We start from the raw sequence: 16,986 nt of genomic DNA, 5'->3' as shown, positions 1-16,986 counted from the left end.
CTGTGAGGTATAGCCCACGAAAGTTTCCGGACCAAGAGCAAGTTTCGAGCATTTTGAGTAATGAGCAAATCCTTCTTTCTGAATGGTTTTAACAGAAATCCGTAGGCCGAGTGACTTGGCGCCTGCCAGGATCTGTCCGCTTGAATTGGCTGAAAGATGAACAGGGTTATATCCCCGAACGCCCGCTTCCGGTATTGAATCTAATTAAATTGTAGCAACTTAGGGGGCACTATAAACAAAAATTCCTCCCTATTGGGGAGGAATTTAAGCTGCATTACGTGGTATGATTGATTAGATGACTGTTACATTCACTGCATTCAGCCCTTTTCTTCCATTTTCAACTTCGTACGATACGCTATCGTTCTCGCGGATATCATCATTCAGACCAGACACATGGACAAAAATGTCAGCTCCACCATTTTCAGGAGTGATAAAACCAAAACCCTTTGCGTCGTTAAAAAACTTAACTGTTCCCTTATTCATAACATTATTTTAATTATTGTACAAATCTAAAATAATATTTTCAAAATAAAAAGCCCGCTGAGAAAATAGTGACGCTCACTCTCGCCGGCACTAACTATATATTTCTGATATTGAAACAGTTAATCACATATTTTATTTTAAAAAAAATAGCAGATCCTAGCACTCCATCGGCTTTAAATCCCTAAATCCCATATGCAACGAGGGTTTCAATACTTTACAAATCTTTTGACGATTGTCCTGTCTTTAAATCGCAGCTTGGCCAGGTACATTCCCGCGGAGAGTAGTCCAATATCAATCGTCTGAGATCTGGGCAATGCGACCTCATGTTCGCCCAAAGCTTGTCCCGACACATTGATGATACTTAATGTATATGGCGTAAAACAAATATCGGTAATTACGATTTGCAGCATCTTGTTCGAGGGATTGGGCCAAAGCAGGATATTTTCTTCACTGCAAAGTTCATTGTCATCGAAGTAACATTCGCGCGATTCTAAACCATTGAAATAATGCTGCATAAAGTTTGGAAAATCGGTCGCATTGCCGGCAACTCCCCCCGCAAGCTCCGCTGCCTGTAATTTGATATCCGCGGCAAATCCCGGTTCATTGGGTTTGTTAATGACGAAAAAACGGTAGCCGCAGTTGGTGCATAGTAACGCATTTGCGTTGGATGCTGCATACAATTTTCCATCGGGGCCCAGTTGAAGCGCCGGTGCATAAAAATCCGAGATCACATAGTCGCGCTGGTTGAAATTGAGGGTATTGTTCCCATAAATAATGCTTTGACCGGATGCGATAACAGCATTCACATCGCCAGCCGATAAATCATATTGACGAATGACCTCCGTATCGACATTCGGGCCATCCTTACCTGCGATTGTCATGTTGCTCACATACAATTTGCTATTGTCCGGCGAAAACGAAATGCCATAGCCAACCCGGATATTCCCCAGATTCACATAGTTGCTAATGATTCCGGTTGCGGGATTAAAGTCAAAAAGATCGAAAGGATGCGCTGTTAAAGTGCGGGATGAACAGGCAAGCTTACGGCCATCAGGTGAGGCTCTTAAATAGCCATATTTTGCATCTGAAACTGTCCCGATCCGAATCGTATCGGCTTCACCAATACCCGCAGCCGTTATAGGAAAAACCAGGAATGCATTTGTGCCGGACTGATGTGTGATAAGCCAGTAATCTTTGCCATTTGCGTGGCGCACGGCGGTCAGCCGGCCTAATAGTCCGTCGGCAATAAAGGTGTGCTTATCAGCCACAATTACATCTCCTTTGCCTGCATCCAGCCGCATGTCAATACGGGAATAGCTGAGCTTACCTGGCGGATTGTAACTTGTATTTTCAGGATCTGTATCGATCAGGCTGAAAAGGTAATAAATCGAAGGCCTATCCGGGGATGGTACAATCAGCGCACCCTGGGAAAGCGGTGAAAACCCACGATTGATTCCCGGAGTCGGGTCACCGTCACCACTATTTGGCATTGGTTCATTTTCGCGGTTCCAAACTTCAATGGCGTCTGAATAGAAGAGTAATTGCCCTGTTACCGAATCGGAAATGGAAGCAGTGCCTTCATGCGTATCTATCTTACTGTCCGCAACGGCTGTGGGTTGACAGTTAAGTGAAAAATCAAATCCGGCGAATGCGCCGAAGTTCCAGTGAAGCGCCTGCTTTTGAGCCAGCAATGGATTACAGAACAGAGCTAGGATCAGGAGAGAACATATTTTCTTCATGCTGAGCGATTTGTAACCATTGAGCTATAAACGTTGAACGTGGTGTTGGGACGTTTAAGTATGATAGCCTCTTCTGAACCTGCCAGCTTTTACCTCTTCTGCGAGATCGCGGCCGGTCTCACTCACTACGCAAACTCGTGACCGGATTTTGCATGGCAGCTTTAACCGCCTGAAAGCTGACGGTAAACAAAGCTATGGATGTGGCTGCCACACCCGATACGGCGAAAATCCACCAGGTCAGGTTTGTGCTGTAAGCGAAGGTTCCCAGCCAACTGCTCAATGCCCACCAGGCCAGCGGCGACGCCAGTACCAGCGCAATAAGTACCGGTTTTAAAAAATCGGAAGAAAGTAACCCTACAATGTTTGAGACACTCGCACCCAGCACTTTTCGGACCCCGATTTCCTTGCTTCGCTGCTGAGCGGTGAAAGCTGCCAGCCCGAACAGTCCCAGGCAGGAAATCAGGATAGCCAGAAAGCCAAAATAGTTTACCAGCGTATTCACCTGCTGTTCGCTGCGGTGCAGGTTTTCGTATTCTTCGTCCAGAAAGTGATAGTTGAATGGGTAGTTGGGATTAAACTCCCGGGAAACTTTTTGCAGCTGAGCCAGCGCATTTTCAGTCTGTCCCGCCCGGGTTTTGACCAGCATATAGCTTGAATTGACAGGCAAATAGGTCAGTACCAAAGGCGTAATAGCCTGATGCAGTGAGTTCATGTGAAAATTTTTGATCAACCCGATGACGCGCCCTTTGCCCATCCAAAAGGTAATTTCCTTCCCGACCGGATCTTTCTCCCCCATTAACTCGGCCGTAGCTTCATTAATCAGATAGGATGAGCTGTCTGCCGCGCTTCCGATACGGAAATCCCGGCCATCGACCAGCTGCATATTCATGGTCTTAATGAAATCCGGCCCTACCGACATGGCCGTAACCGTTGTTTGCAAAGCGGGATCTTTACCCGGCCATTTCAGGTCTCCCGACGTACCCTGGATGTTCACGGGGAGCATGCTGGTTACGGTAGCGGATATCACCGAAGGCTGCCGCATGATCTGCTGACGGAACGACTCCATTTTTTCGGCTTGCGTCACATTGCCTTCCAAAGGAATATAAACGACATTGTCGCGGTCGAGGCCCAGGTGCTTGGTGCGCAGGTAGTCCATCTGTTTCCCCACCGTAAGCATGCCTACAATCAAAAAAACGGAGAGTGAAAACTGAACCACGACCAATGCCTGACGGAAAAAAACCGGCCGTCCCGAAGACTGGAGCTGGCCTTTGAGAACCTGCATCGGCTTTAATGCGGAGAGGATCAGGGCCGGATAACTCCCTGCCAAAAATCCTGTAAAAAGCAACAGGCTCGCGACACCTATCCAAAGAGCCGGATCTGTGAAATGCAATGTCAGATGTTTACCGAAAACGTCATTGAACAAAGGCAGCACCAGCCAGACGAGACCGATCGCCATGGTACCGGCCAACAAGGTGGTCAGCATAGACTCGGCCAGAAATTGCCCGATCAACGCAGAACGGAACGCCCCGACAGCCTTCCGTACCCCTACCTCTTTGGCGCGTGTCGATGCGCGAGCGGTAGCCAGGTTCATGAAATTGATACAGGCGATCAGCAGGATAAACGCGGCAACGATGGAGAACACACGCACATATTCTATTTTCCCTCCGACCGGCTTCCCCATTTTATAGTCATCGTAGAGGTAAACGTCGGTAATGGGTTGAAGGATTGGCTGGGTATAGCTTTTCTCACCGGTATAGCGGGGATAAATCCCTTTGAGGTTTCTATCGGCTTGCGCTGCTGTCGTATTCGGTTTTAGCCTCAGATAAGTAAGAAAACCGCTGTTGCCCCAGGTTTTTTGCCAGGGTTGTTCCTGCTCCTTCCAATTGACAACCCAGCCAAACTTCAAGGTTGAATTCGAAGGCAGGTTCTCAATAGTCGCCCCGACTACATAGAATTTCTCATTATTGAGTTGAAGCGTCTTGCCAAGCGCATCCCCGTTGGAAAAATATTTTTCAGCTATCGCCCGGGTGATCACGATCTGGTTGGTTTGGGCTAGTGCTTTGCGGGGGTTGCCGTTGATCACCGGCAGGTTAAAGACATTAAAAAAGTCATCGGAAGCGTAATACCCTTTTTCCTTCGCAGCCTTCTCTCCCACCTTGATCAGGTATTCCATCCACGGATTAACTTTGGTGACCGCCGCTACTTCGGGAACATCTTTGGCTATGGCCTCCTGCAAAGGCCCCGGCGTAGTCCCGCCCGTGCCGATTTCCCCCGTGTTGGGATTAGTAGAGTTGAGACGTACAAAATAGATGTCTTTTGCATCGGGCAGGTAGCTGTCGTAGCTTAATTCGTTTTGCACCCAAAGACCGATCAGTAAAGCACAGGCAATACCGAGGGCAAGGCCACAAATGTTGATACCACTGTACAATCTGTGTTTGACCAAATTACGTCGTGCGGAGGTTAAATAGGACTGAATCATATCGCTAAGAGCGGGTTTGGGAAATGGGGTAATTGATTTACGCTTATAAAAAAATGGGGTAAGACAATGGATCACCTCACGGATATATTTACGTCGCGCACGGGCTAGGCCAAACTGCACCACATGCCTGTCAAAAGCTTCGTGCAGGTCTCCCTGTAAATATTCCAGTAAATGCGGGGCAACGAAACGTTCCAGCAGCCGGTCGGCCCAGCGCGGCGGCCGCGGTTCAGTTTCAGTATTCAAATGCTTTTGCTTCACAACGCGCTAGTTTACAAACCCAACAATTTCAGTTTTCCCTCCGGAATGGCCTCCCAGAGACTATTTCGCATTTGCTGGACTTCCTGCAAAGCACGGCCACCGGCTGCGGTCAGTGCAAAAAGGCGCTTGCGCCGTCCTCCTCTTTCGGCCGTAGCACCTCCCACCGAGGAAGAAAGAAAACCCTTCTCTTCCAATCGGTAAAGGGTGGTGTGTACCGCGCTGATGGTAAAGTCACGGCCGGTATTGATCTGCAACTGTTCCAATACCGGCAACCCGTACACCTTATCCGCACTGGCCGCTACCACCAGCAGTACCAACTCTTCCAACTCACCGAGTACCGTTTTTTTCATTTTTTGCTAAATGCCGATTAGATACAATATTTTAAATCAAATGTTATGCCTGAGTTAAAAAAGGCCTTTAATGCGCCCTGATGCACATTAAAGGCCTTTGCTATGTCCGTAAACGAACAGTCTGCCGTCCATCACTGGACAGATCTTACGTAGCCCCATTGCCGGTTATTCCAGGAAAATTAAGGATCTCAAAGACCTGAAACCCGCCGGCACCGTCGTGATCCCCAACAACCCTACCAGCGGCGGCCACTCCGAACAGCCCTACGTAAACCTGATCGTGGCCGGTAGGATAACAAGGATGATGAAAAGGTAAAGAAATATATGAAGGCATATCAATCGAAGGAGGTTGCTGCAAAGGCGTCTCAGGGTGGGGCTATCAAAGGAAGGATGGCAGATTAAAATTTACTTCAGAGGTAAAATCCGTACAAATCCATCATTTACGTTCTATTTTTTGAGAAACTAGCCGTCTAACATTGCACTATCAATGCCGACATCGCTCCCAAAATGGATAATCCCGATATTACCACACCACTCACCGCGAACGAAACGCCTCGGTACCGCCTCGGCGACATCGCCCTCTATTTCCTCAAACTAGGTATGCTGGGTTTCGGCGGACCTGTGGCACTCATAGGCTACATGCACCGCGATCTCGTGGAGCAGCGCGGGTGGATCACCGAGGATGAATACCGCGAAGGCCTCGCCCTTGCCCAGCTAGCCCCCGGCCCGCTAGCCGCGCAACTCGGCATCTACCTCGGCTACGTGCATTACGGCATTTGGGGTGCAACCCTCACCGGCCTGACCTTCGTGCTGCCCTCATTTATCATGGTACTGCTCCTCGGTATGGCCTACCAGCTTTACGGCGGGCTGCCCTGGATGCAATCCGTTTTCTACGGTGTCGGCGCGGCGGTGATCGGCATCATCACGCTGAGCTGCTACAAGCTCACCATCAAGTCCGTCAGCAAACTCGAACCGCAAGCTATTCGCAGCCGGTGGCTTTTGTGGGCATTCTTCCTGCTAATGGCCATCGTCACCGCCATTACTGAACGCGAAGAAGTGTGGCTTTTCATCGTGCTTGGCCTCGTTTACATGGTCATCAAGGCCCCGCCCCGGTGGTTACGACGGAACAATACATCGCTATCACTCGTCCTGCTCACAGGTACCGGCTTCTGGCACATCGACAATGCTGAACTGATCCAGATAGGCCTATTTTTCACCGAGGCCGGTGCGTTCGTCTTTGGCAGCGGCCTGGCTATTATCCCTTTCCTGCACGCCGGAGTAGTCAACGAAATGGGCTGGCTTAATGAACAGCAATTCCTCGATTCCGTCGCCGTGGCCATGATCACCCCGGGGCCCGTCGTCATCACGGTCGGCTTCATCGGTTTCCTTGTCTCTGGCTTTGCCGGTGCCTCCGTCGCCGCTTTGGGCGTGTTCCTTCCCTGTTTCATCTTTACCGTCCTCCCCGCGCCCTATTTCAAAAAGATTTCGAAAAACGAAAGCATTAAGTCCTTTGTCGACGGCATTACCGCCTCCGTGGTCGGGGCGCTCGTTGGCTCTGTGTTTGTGATAGGCAGCCGGTCGATTGTCGACTTCCCCTCGGCTTTGATTGCGCTAGCGACCGGCGTGGCACTGATTTACATCAGGAAGTTACAGGAACCTTATGTAATTTTGATTGCGGCAGTGGTTGGGGTTTTGATAAAAGGGTTGTGAAATCGAAGCGCCTCAATGGAGTTACATGCCTACGGCATTTGCAAGGTTCTGGTTAGCTACCCTTTCTACCGATATTAGATCGCTAACGCGATTCATCCTCCCCATATGGTGCCGCTAGGCACGTGACATTGGTAGCAATACGGCCGCCATCCAATTTCGAAAGCCCTTAGGGATGCAACGTAGGAAATAGGTATCAATGACACAGGCTACGGTCGACATAGGTTTTATTACCATTGCCATTAATATAACAGCATCCGCCTCGCGGCCTGGTAATGTATCTCCGACGCTCCGGTTGCCGAAAGGTGTTTTCGTCATCGTCATACAATGAATATCTGGTGGTTTTGGCCGCGTTAAGCTTAACTGCAGGCTTCGATTGATCGGGAATTACTTTACTTTTTGCTGCTGATTCTTCCCTAATAACTTTCAGATTGTTTTTGAGGTACTCATTTTCCCGTTTGACAAAAGCTAATTCGGAATTCCGTGACGCAGTGGCCATTTTAACGGAATCTGTGAGGGCTGTTAGTTGGCGAAGGCAATTAAGGTTTTTCGTCTTTCAACCGCTTTGCGATGATGCGCATTTCTTCTTCGGTCATATTGTCCTTCCCAATGGAACCAAAGCCGGAATGACTAACCTGCTAATTTTACCGATTGCTGAAACATTTCTTGCACCAGACTTTTTAAACGTGACCATCGTTCCGCGATCTCTTCGATACCCGGCAGTAACACCCCCAAAAATCTGTCGTTCACCGGCCGCTCATACGTTCCGTTCGCCACCCGATACAACTCTCTAGACAGCACTAACCGCTCCAATGCTTTTGACACAATTTTGACGTCGGCGACGTTCAAAAAATCTTCGGTGAAGTTCACGCCCCCCTGCGGAACTCCTTATAGTTTCAAGTATTTGATCATCAATACTTAAAATACGTTTTCCAAACATACGTTTCGGTGGACATATAGTAAATATTTGCGACAAAACGTATATAAGTACGTTCATATAACACAGTCTCTTTTGGAACAATAATATTCCTGTCTCCCAGCCAAGTACGATAGCAAATGCAGGATTTACTTTTTTGAAAAATCCGTCTGTCCCTGCAATGCAAAAGCAAGTCCTTTGACTGGTTGAAGAGTATTTCAAGATTTCTGAGCCTCTCCGTTTTTTTACAGAACCGCCTAATGTGTAGCCAGCAATTTAGTATCCGGTAAGTAATAAAATCGAGTAAAATTCAAGCTATGTACAGTTTGTTCTTTATGTTGATGTCAAATGAATTCGAAAACAGTGTAAACCCTGATGACCTGATGCAAGACATGAAGGGTGGGCGCCAGTCCGGTGAAATGGAAGTTCAATGATAGTAAGATTCCTTAGTTTTTTACAGTTCGTCACAATTATCTGCGCTGCACAGGAAAGTCCCTGGCAGCCTGTTACTATTTCGGACGGACTTTCGCAGGGTATGGTCTATGACCTTTTGGAAGACAAGGAAGGGTTCCTTTGGTTTGCCACAAAAGACGGGCTAAACCGCTATGACGGCTACAATTTTAAGGTCTTTACCCACGATCCTTACGATGACAGGAGTATCTCTGGCAATACCTGCACAGCCCTGTTGCAGGATAGCAAAGGAAGAATATGGATCGGTACAGAAAAGGATGGATTGAATCTTTTTGATCCTAAATCTCAGCGATTTTACCATGCGGCTGTCAGCGATAAAGATCACAGCAATGCAGGAAATTACGGTATCATATTCATTAAAGAGGATGTTAATGGTACTATATGGCTCGTAGCGGATAAGCCAGGGAAGATTTACAAAATCTCTTCATTAGAATTATATCCCATCCAATCTGATTTCTCGGAACATATCAGTCCAGTATCATCCAACCAAAAAAGTCACAAGGACTACCGCTTCAACTTTGACCACCACGCAATGGGATTTAGTTTTTCTATAAATCTATATCTATCCGGTGACAGGCACCCAAAGGTGTCCGATATACCTTACTCGTTTACTTCTACAATCCTGGAAGACGCCGATAAACGTTTTTGGTGCATTGGACAAGACAGCATCATTTGCTGGAAAAATGGACCTATCAAAACGATCATCTTTCCCAAAGGTGGAATGAGTGTCGCGAACCAGTTTTCAGACGGGACAATCGCTATTTGCAATCAACAATTTACATGGCTGTTCAAACCCGATGAACTCCTGAAGCTGGATAGCCTCACTGCCCGGAATGCCTATATGGCAATGCCGCAGACGATGAATACGGTGAATCAAATTTTCAAAGATCGAAGAGGTAATCTATGGGCTTCTACAAAAGGGTACGGGTTGCTGAAATTCAACCCGCGGGTAAAGCAATTTCAAACGTTTCTGCCATCGAAGTCACCGGCAGCTCTTTTTCAGGATTTCAAAGGAAATGTCTATATACATGCAAATTACAACCCCTCCTACCAGATCTATAAACTCAATAAGTCTGATAATTCCATTCAAAGTTTACCCTCGGGCATTGGCGATCAGGATATTTACCACCATGCCATCTATCAGGATCGTCAGCATCATATCTGGATGATCATTCATAACAATACAAAACCTGAGACGGCGCTTGTCAAGCTAACACAGGAGTGGAAAATAGTCAAGAAGTATCCGCTTCCCCTAGTTGACGAGAAAAACTTTACCTGGAAAATACATGAAGATGAAAAAGGGTTTCTCTGGCTGGGGCTCTCCAATGGTGCTTATTCGAGATTTGATCCCATTGCCGAAAAATTTACGGCTTATAGCTACCGCTCGCTTCTTCCTTTGAGCGGGTCGGTTGTAGAAAATTTTTGCATGTACCAGGATAGTAAAACGATGTGGATAGGCACGCAAAAAGGGTTGATCCGTGCTGAAAATTTTCAGGCGAATCCAAGCTTTTCCATTTACAAAAATAGCCCAAACGACAGGCAAAGTCTCAGTAACGATTTTGTGTCTGGGGCAATTAACGATCCCGCCCAGCCAGATAAATATCTATGGGTAAGTACCAAAGGAGGTGGATTGGAACGACTCGACAAACAGACCGGGAAATTCGAACACTTCACAGAAAGCCAGGGCCTGCCCAACAAAGTTATTTACGGCATCCTGTTAGGTAATGATAACAATCTGTGGATGAGTACAAATCGGGGACTTTCTTCACTGAATCCCAAATCGCTGATTTTTACCAACTTCAATAAATCGGATGGACTTCAGGACGATGAGTTCAATACCAATTCCTACTTTAAGGCGGCTAATGGAGAACTTCTTTTTGGGGGTATCGATGGGATTAACATATTTCGTCCATCGGCCGTTACCAGCAACAGAACGCCAGCAGTCACCAGATTGATTGGCCTACAAATTAACAATCAGGAAATCGAAGCAGGCGACAAAACCAATTTGCTTCCGCAAGCTTTGGGATATATTAACGAACTGCATCTTTCGCACGATCAGAATCAGCTTGCCTTGGAATTTGCCTTGATGGATTTTACCAACCCGGTTAAAAATCGGTTCCGCTATCGGCTCGAAGGTATTGACGGCGACTGGGTAGAGGCAGGTACGCACCACTTCGCAAACTATGCCCAGCTGCCGTATGGAAACTATACCTTCAAGGTGACAGGTACAACTAATGGAGAAGTTTGGAGCAAACCTGTTGAACTCAGGATCCGGATCCATCCTCCCTTTTACAAAACCTGGTGGGCGTATCTGATGTACTGCATTTTGCTGGTCTATTTAAGTTACCGCTGGAATCGAAGCCAGCTAAAACGGGTACGCTTGCAGGCGCAGCTACTGTACAAAGACAAAGAAGCCGCACGACTGGCCGAGCTGGACACGATCAAAAACAATTTTTTCACCAACATTTCGCATGAATTCCGCACACCGCTAACATTGTTGACGGGCCCTTTGAACCTGTTCCAAAAAAAGTATCCGACAGAGGAATTGATCCCAACCATGCAACGGAATCTGTTCAGGTTGCAGACGTTGATCAACCAGCTACTGGACCTGTCCAAGCTCGAAGCCGGAAAAATGCAGCCTAAGATCCAGTATGACGACCTGTCCGGTTTTCTGAACCATCTGTTTGCTTCTTTTGAGTCGCTGGCCCAAAGCAAGCAGATCATATTTGAGAAGTCGCAAAGCCACACTACCCAAATGGCCTATTTCGATAGCGACAAAATGGAAAAGATTGTGACTAACCTGCTTTCCAATGCATTCAAATTCACGCCTGGAAATGGCCGGATCAGGGTCGATGTCAGCTACCTGAGCCAGCCTTCGGATGCTGCTCCCAAGTCAGTAAGTATTGCCATTACCGATGACGGAATTGGAATTGATCCGGCTCGCCTGCCCAAGATTTTCGACCGCTTTTATCAGGTAGATGATGGACGTAAACGCGACTATGAAGGAACGGGAATTGGTCTTGCGCTGGTGAAGGAGCTGGTGAATGCACTCCATGGAACTATTGATGTAAAAAGTACTCCCGGCAGCGGTAGTACATTCACAGTGACCCTCCCTTGTGACCTCGCCACCTGGGCAGACTATGTAGCTGTGGAAGAACGCGAAAATACCTCCCATACATTTGCACAGGAAGCAGGCGACGCGCTAACGGAACAGCCTGCCACAGAAAACACCGGCGACCTTCCGGTTCTTCTTATTGTGGAAGACAACGCGGATCTTCGAAAATTTGTACGGAGTATTTTTGAAGATACCTATTATATTGAAGAAGCACAGGACGGGCAGCAGGGACTTGAACTGGCAATTAACCAAGTACCCGACGTGATTATCAGCGATTTAATGATGCCGCGTATGGATGGCCTGGAATTTTGTAAAGCAGTCAAAACAGATCTTCGTACCGACCACATCCCCGTGATCCTGCTCACCGCAAAAGCGGCCCTGGAAGACCGGTTGGAAGGCTTGGAATTTGGCGCCGACGATTACATTGCCAAACCCTTTGAAACCGATGAGCTGAAAGTCAGGGTCAGGAATTTACTGAAACAGCGACAGCTCCTTCGACAAAAATATAGCCTGGGTACTACTTCTAATGACGTACAGTCAGAAACCCGAAAGGCAATTCTTGCACAAGATCAATTCTTACAAAAGGCGAATGCCGTACTGGACGAGTATCTTTCAGAAAGCAGCTTTACTGTTGAACAATTTGCGGCGGAGATGGACATTACCGCAGTTCAGCTTCGCAGGAAACTGAAAGCATTGACTGGTCAGACGGGTATTGAATACCAGCGCAACTATCGTCTCGAAAAGGCCGCCTTGCTACTCAAAAATAAAGCAGGGTCTGTGTCTGAAATCGCCTATCTGGTGGGCTTCGAAAGTCTTTCCTATTTCTCAAAAGTCTTTCAGGAAAAGTTTGGAAAGAAGCCTTCTGAATGGACTTAAATCCATCAATACATGCAAAAAGCGTCGCTTTGTCCAAAATGAGCCAAAGAATGTCGTTTTCGGGCTAACAAATTTCACACCTGTTTTTTCATTTTTGGTACTGAAATTAACTCAGCTTCCAATGAAAAAATACCTTTACTTTTTGCTCTCGATTTTAATCAGCCACAATGCATTATCAGTCGACCGGATCTGGGTTGGGAATACCAACAACTGGGCCACGGCTACCAACTGGTCGCCCAGTGGAATTCCGGATAGCGATGATGTGCTTACTATTGACAATCCTAACATTGCGCCCGTCATAGCCGATGGCACCGATGCGCACGCATTGCGCGTATTTTTAAGATCAAATGCTACCTTGACTATTGAAAGCGGAGCCTCGTTGACAGTAACGAATGCTGAAAGACTAGTGAGCAATTTTAATGGGATTACAATAAGAGAATCTCAGCTAACCAACAATGGAACAATTACAGTTTACTTGCCCGAGCTCGCCGATGGTGGAGCCTATGGTATCATGTTTGAGGGGGGGGCCCTTACAAACTCGGGAATTATCAACGCGAATGGCGATGACGGAATTCAATTTTCTGGCGTGAATCAACTCACCAATCTGGCGACCGGGATCATTAATGCTAACGGTCAGCTTCGAGGAGTACATCAAAACCGAGATATTACCAGCATCACAAACATTTTCAATGGTGGTGTGATAAATGTGTCATGCGAAAACCTCTACACACTGAGTCTTGCGCAAGGAACGTTCACGAACAGTGGAACTATCAAACTCATCAATGGAGATGGTATAAATTTAAGTCCGGATGCAACGCTAAACAATCTCCCCTGTGGCAGGATAATCTATGAAAATCCCGTTATCCGCGAGATGAGAAATGATGGTATTATAGTGAACGATGGGTTAATGGTGGTTTTGACGCGGTTGCTTAATTACGGAAATATTACTAATAATGGAGTACTTAAATATCAAAGACTGAGGCTAGCGGTTGGTTCGACACTGACGAACAATGGTATTATCATTGAGGACAAAACGGAGCCCATTGTCAAGGTGGGCACCTCCAACAGTGCTTCGATAAAAGGTATTTATACCGACCAAAACGTCACTACGCCCGCGGGGACATTCACGGCACCTGATGGGTTTTCACCTTCAGGTCTGAACCCTGGCGATATTACCCTTTTTGCGAAAATAGCCACCTCCGGAAATGCCTGTGAATATATTGTTCCATTTGTTTATGTAGCACCAGCCCTGCCGGTCACACTTGCCAGCTTCACAGGAAAAAATACCGGTAATAACCAAAACGAACTTACCTGGCTTACTTCGGAAGAAAAGGACTTTGCTTATTTCGAAATCCAGCGTTCTTCCGACGCCCGCTCCTTTGAAGCGATTGGCTCAATCCATGCATCTCAGGAAAGCAGCGCTTTGAAGTCCTATCAATTTATAGACAGCTATTCCCTGGGCATGAACTACTACCGCCTCAAAATGGTCGACTATGATGGGAGCTACGAATTCTCCAAAATCGTATCTGTTCTCAATTCTGTTGAGCATAGCATTGTTGGCAGCTTCTATCCAAACCCATCCAACGGACCGGTATTTGTGGATGTTTATGCGTACGCTTCCGAAACCTGGCAGATTCGGGTATTTGATACCAGCGGAAGAGTGATCAAGACCGAGAGCCGGATCTTGCAAAAAGGCATGAATAAAGTACCGCTGTCCAACCTGATCAAAGGCACAAACATCGTCCAGTTCGAAAACGGCAAATCGAGTACTTCCAGAGTGCTCGTCCAGCAATAAGTTATGCTTTAAAGATTAAGTTGCCACCGTCGATAAAGATTACATTTTAACCCAGCGAGTTAAATGAAATCAAAACGTCAAAATGCCGCTAGGCAGTAAAAATAAGTTTGCCCCCCCACGTCACCATTACACTTATACCACTGTTTGAACGAACCAGCTACTGCAAAATATCTCTGTTGAAACAGTCCAAAACAATTCTAAGATTCACAACAATTTGGCTGGATGGATTTTATAAATTTACTTTGTCTATCTAATAACTATAATACGCTTGCTACCCTGCTCAGAACCTCTACCACCTACGACTTTGCTTTGCGGAAGATCCGGCTTTTGAAAGTCATCTTCCTGGTTATGTTTTGCAGTCAAATATCGGTTTCCCAATCCACTGATACATTGCGCCGTGAACTAACGATTGACCTCGAACTGCGACCGCGCGCCGAGTACCGCGACAATTTCACCTGGACGCCCGCCGACTCCGTAATGCCCAAGCTGTACGTAACGCAGCGCAACCGCCTCAGCATTACCTACCGCACCAATCGGCTACGTCTGCACGCCTCACCTCAGGAAATCCATGTCTGGGGGGAAACGGGGCGCTTTTCGCGGGTGGGAAGTGTCAATTTTTTTGAAGCTTATGCCGAGCCGGCCATTACTAAATATCTCTCCGTAAGGGTTGGCAGACAAGCCATTTCACTGGACAATGGCAGGATTTTCTCCGCCGCGCCCTGGGGCCAGCAGAGTCGTGCACATGAGGGCGTTCGTATTTTGTTCAAAAAGAAACTGGAAACCGACCTGACGTTTGCGTTCACAAGGCCCTACTCAAAGCATTTCGAAGCTGCCTATTCGCCCGTCAGCGCGCATAACTATAAATACCTGGTCGTCCATCATTTAAAAACCAGGCTCAGCAACCGAATGACGCTGACGACGATCAATTCGATCGACATTTTCCGAAGGCCTGCCGACGAGACCTATTATCAGCGCATCACCAATGGCGGACGGCTCGAATACAACCAAAACGGGCTTTACGGTACCGTGAACGCCTATTACCAATATGGAAAAAATGCAGGCAGGGAAAAAATCCGCGCCTATTACATCCAGCCAGAAGTAAGCGCGAACACAGGCAGGACGCTGATCCGGCTGGGTGCGGAAATCCTGAGCGGAGATAAAAATACGGCGTCCAAAGAGCTTTCCTCGTCTTTTGTGCCGCTCTATGGTGTGGCCTGGAAGTTTATGGGAAACATGAACCTGTTTACACGGTTCCCGGCGGATGTTCAGGAAAAAGGACTCGTAAATCCTTACCTTTTCATCATTCATCAGGCCGGGAAAAGGCTTTCATTGCGGGCGGATGCCCATTTGTTTTATTCCCAATATCCGTTGCTGCGGGAAGGCCGCGAGATCGACGGCAAATACCTGGGTTTTGAAAGCGATTTGTCGTTGAATTACAAACCCGTCAAGGCGCTGGAAATCATTTATGGTTTCTCATTTACCGCCGCCAACAAGCGCATGGAACTGCTTGGGAAAGTGGAAGATTCAGGCAAAATTCCAGTTTGGAGCTACCTGATGATCTCCTTCGCACCCAGGTTGCTGAATGTTAGAAAGACACGGATCCGGGAGCGCCTCAACTGACATTACGCTTAAAGGACTTTTCCGATTTAATGCATTACAACCTCTGTCAAAGTCTCCGAAAATATCCACAATTCCCTTGCTAACGCCCTGCTTTTGGCCTTTCCAGACGTTCTGGCCGGCTTGGCATTAACGAAATAGCGGCCTGTGACATCGGCCAGTTCCGGAGCGGTGGCGACCTGTACAATGTCCGCTGCCGCTTGCTCAGGTGTGCGAAAAAAGGATTTGAACGCGTTCATGAACCAGGCCGTCGCACCATTCCCATCGCTTGCAAAACTGCTGGAAACTGTGCCGGGATGCACGGCGTTGGACGTAATGCCGTGTAACGCCAGCCGCTCCGACAGCTCATTCGAAAAGAGGATATTGGCCAGCTTGGAACGTGCATAGACCAGCAGGTCGTGGTAATGCGGCGGGTTAGCAAGCTTGGCAGTTTTGTACCGGAAAGCCATGTAATGCGCCCCCGAAGCCAGGTTCACCACCCGTGCCGGGCCGGCGGCTTTCAGCAGGTCGATCAGCCCGGTAGTAAGCAGGAACGGCCCCAAATGATTGGTGGCAAAGGTGCGCTCGATGCCTTCGCCGGTATTTTCGCGGTGTTGTACGATAATCCCGGCATTGTTAATGAGCACGTCGATTCGCCGATAGTTAGCTTTAATCTTCTCTACGGCGCGGCGCACGGACTCCATGCTGGAAAGGTCGCATTGGATGAAGCCTATTTCGGCGGTGTCACCTATTTCCATTTGTAGCTCCCTCGCTTTGGCTTCATCACGTGCAACGAGGATCAAATCATATCCCTTTCGGGCAAGGCCCAGGGCAGTTTGGCGGCCGATGCCCGATGTCGGCCCGGTAATCAGTGCAATTTTACGCATGAGAAAAGTCAATTTTCATAATCACTTTCATTGATCCAGCCCGCTTTTATCTTCTCCCCTTTTTTGAAACGGTTACAATATAAGCCCGGTGCGGCTCATGGCCCCCGTACCAGAAACAGATAGGTTTACCGACCTGTTTTTGTTTTAAAAATTGTTCCAGGTTACCCGCATAGTCGACTGCCGAAATAGCCGTCGTAGACCTGCTGAGCTTTTTATCATTAAAGCCCTGCCCGTCAGTAGCCGAACTTTGCCGTTGGCCTCCCCATGATTGCCGGGCACCCACCTTTGCCCGTAAAACCCGTTTCATAGCCATTCTC

12 protein-coding genes are annotated in these 16,986 nt (G+C 47.6%); 5 read left to right on the top strand and 7 right to left on the bottom strand.

Translation table 11 applies throughout. The annotated features are described in order from the left end of the window. Window positions 1-291: 291 nt before the first annotated feature. The 4 genes from LZD49_RS03730 to LZD49_RS03715 all read right to left on the bottom strand — a co-directional run bounded on the left by LZD49_RS03730 (window position 292) and on the right by LZD49_RS03715 (window position 5,309). Window positions 292-483, bottom strand: coding sequence for a cold-shock protein (locus LZD49_RS03730; RefSeq protein ID WP_234665976.1), 192 nt, complete (start codon window positions 481-483; stop codon window positions 292-294). 206 nt (window positions 484-689) lie between these two features. Further along, window positions 690-2,222 (bottom strand): T9SS type A sorting domain-containing protein, encoded by a 1,533-nt coding sequence (locus LZD49_RS03725; RefSeq protein ID WP_234665975.1) that lies wholly within the window; start codon window positions 2,220-2,222, stop codon window positions 690-692. A 118-nt stretch (window positions 2,223-2,340) separates the two neighbouring features. Next, a complete protein-coding gene (locus LZD49_RS03720; protein ID WP_234665974.1) occupies window positions 2,341-4,959 on the bottom strand; it encodes an ABC transporter permease in 2,619 nt (872 codons plus the stop codon). Window positions 4,960-4,970: 11 nt separating this feature from the next. Next, the gene (locus LZD49_RS03715; protein WP_234665973.1) at window positions 4,971-5,309 is read right to left on the bottom strand and encodes a PadR family transcriptional regulator; all 339 of its coding nucleotides are present in this window, start codon (window positions 5,307-5,309) and stop codon (window positions 4,971-4,973) included. A 121-nt stretch (window positions 5,310-5,430) separates the two neighbouring features. On the opposite strand from LZD49_RS03715, the gene LZD49_RS35970 reads away from it, so the two are divergent. Together LZD49_RS35970 and LZD49_RS03705 are read left to right on the top strand one after the other, a co-directional pair. Further along, window positions 5,431-5,622: a MetQ/NlpA family ABC transporter substrate-binding protein gene (locus LZD49_RS35970; RefSeq protein WP_409021298.1), complete on the top strand. Its 192-nt coding sequence runs from the start codon at window positions 5,431-5,433 to the stop codon at window positions 5,620-5,622. A 191-nt stretch (window positions 5,623-5,813) separates the two neighbouring features. Beyond that, window positions 5,814-7,016: a chromate transporter gene (locus tag LZD49_RS03705; RefSeq protein WP_234665972.1), complete on the top strand. Its 1,203-nt coding sequence runs from the start codon at window positions 5,814-5,816 to the stop codon at window positions 7,014-7,016. 627 nt (window positions 7,017-7,643) lie between these two features. Here LZD49_RS03705 and LZD49_RS03700 read toward each other — a convergent pair. After that, window positions 7,644-7,883, bottom strand: coding sequence for a DUF6088 family protein (locus LZD49_RS03700; RefSeq protein WP_234665971.1), 240 nt, complete (start codon window positions 7,881-7,883; stop codon window positions 7,644-7,646). Window positions 7,884-8,359: 476 nt separating this feature from the next. Here LZD49_RS03700 and LZD49_RS03695 point away from each other — a divergent pair, with 476 nt between their 5' ends. The 3 genes from LZD49_RS03695 (at window position 8,360) to LZD49_RS03685 (ending at window position 15,806) form a co-directional block, all read left to right on the top strand. Then, window positions 8,360-12,391 carry an ATP-binding protein gene (locus LZD49_RS03695; protein ID WP_234665970.1) on the top strand — a complete coding sequence of 1,344 codons (4,032 nt, stop codon included), beginning with the start codon at window positions 8,360-8,362 and terminating at the stop codon, window positions 12,389-12,391. A 121-nt stretch (window positions 12,392-12,512) separates the two neighbouring features. Continuing rightward, complete coding sequence (locus tag LZD49_RS03690; protein WP_234665969.1) at window positions 12,513-14,186, top strand: T9SS type A sorting domain-containing protein; 1,674 nt, start codon at window positions 12,513-12,515, stop codon at window positions 14,184-14,186. 222 nt (window positions 14,187-14,408) lie between these two features. Continuing rightward, the gene (locus tag LZD49_RS03685; protein ID WP_234665968.1) at window positions 14,409-15,806 is read left to right on the top strand and encodes an alginate export family protein; all 1,398 of its coding nucleotides are present in this window, start codon (window positions 14,409-14,411) and stop codon (window positions 15,804-15,806) included. Window positions 15,807-15,832: 26 nt separating this feature from the next. Here the strand turns inward: LZD49_RS03685 and LZD49_RS03680 are convergent, their stop codons facing one another. Both LZD49_RS03680 and LZD49_RS03675 read right to left on the bottom strand, forming a co-directional pair. Then, entirely contained in the window at window positions 15,833-16,669 is an 837-nt protein-coding gene (locus tag LZD49_RS03680) for an SDR family oxidoreductase (RefSeq protein WP_234665967.1), read from the bottom strand. A gap of 46 nt (window positions 16,670-16,715) precedes the next feature. After that, entirely contained in the window at window positions 16,716-16,976 is a 261-nt protein-coding gene (locus LZD49_RS03675) for a hypothetical protein (protein WP_234665966.1), read from the bottom strand. Window positions 16,977-16,986: the final 10 nt, after the last annotated feature.

Source organism: Dyadobacter sp. CY261 (assembly GCF_021440085.1).
Lineage (GTDB): Bacteria > Bacteroidota > Bacteroidia > Cytophagales > Spirosomataceae > Dyadobacter.
Note: the sequence above shows the minus strand (reverse complement) of the source record. Positions and strands in the feature narration are given on the sequence as shown.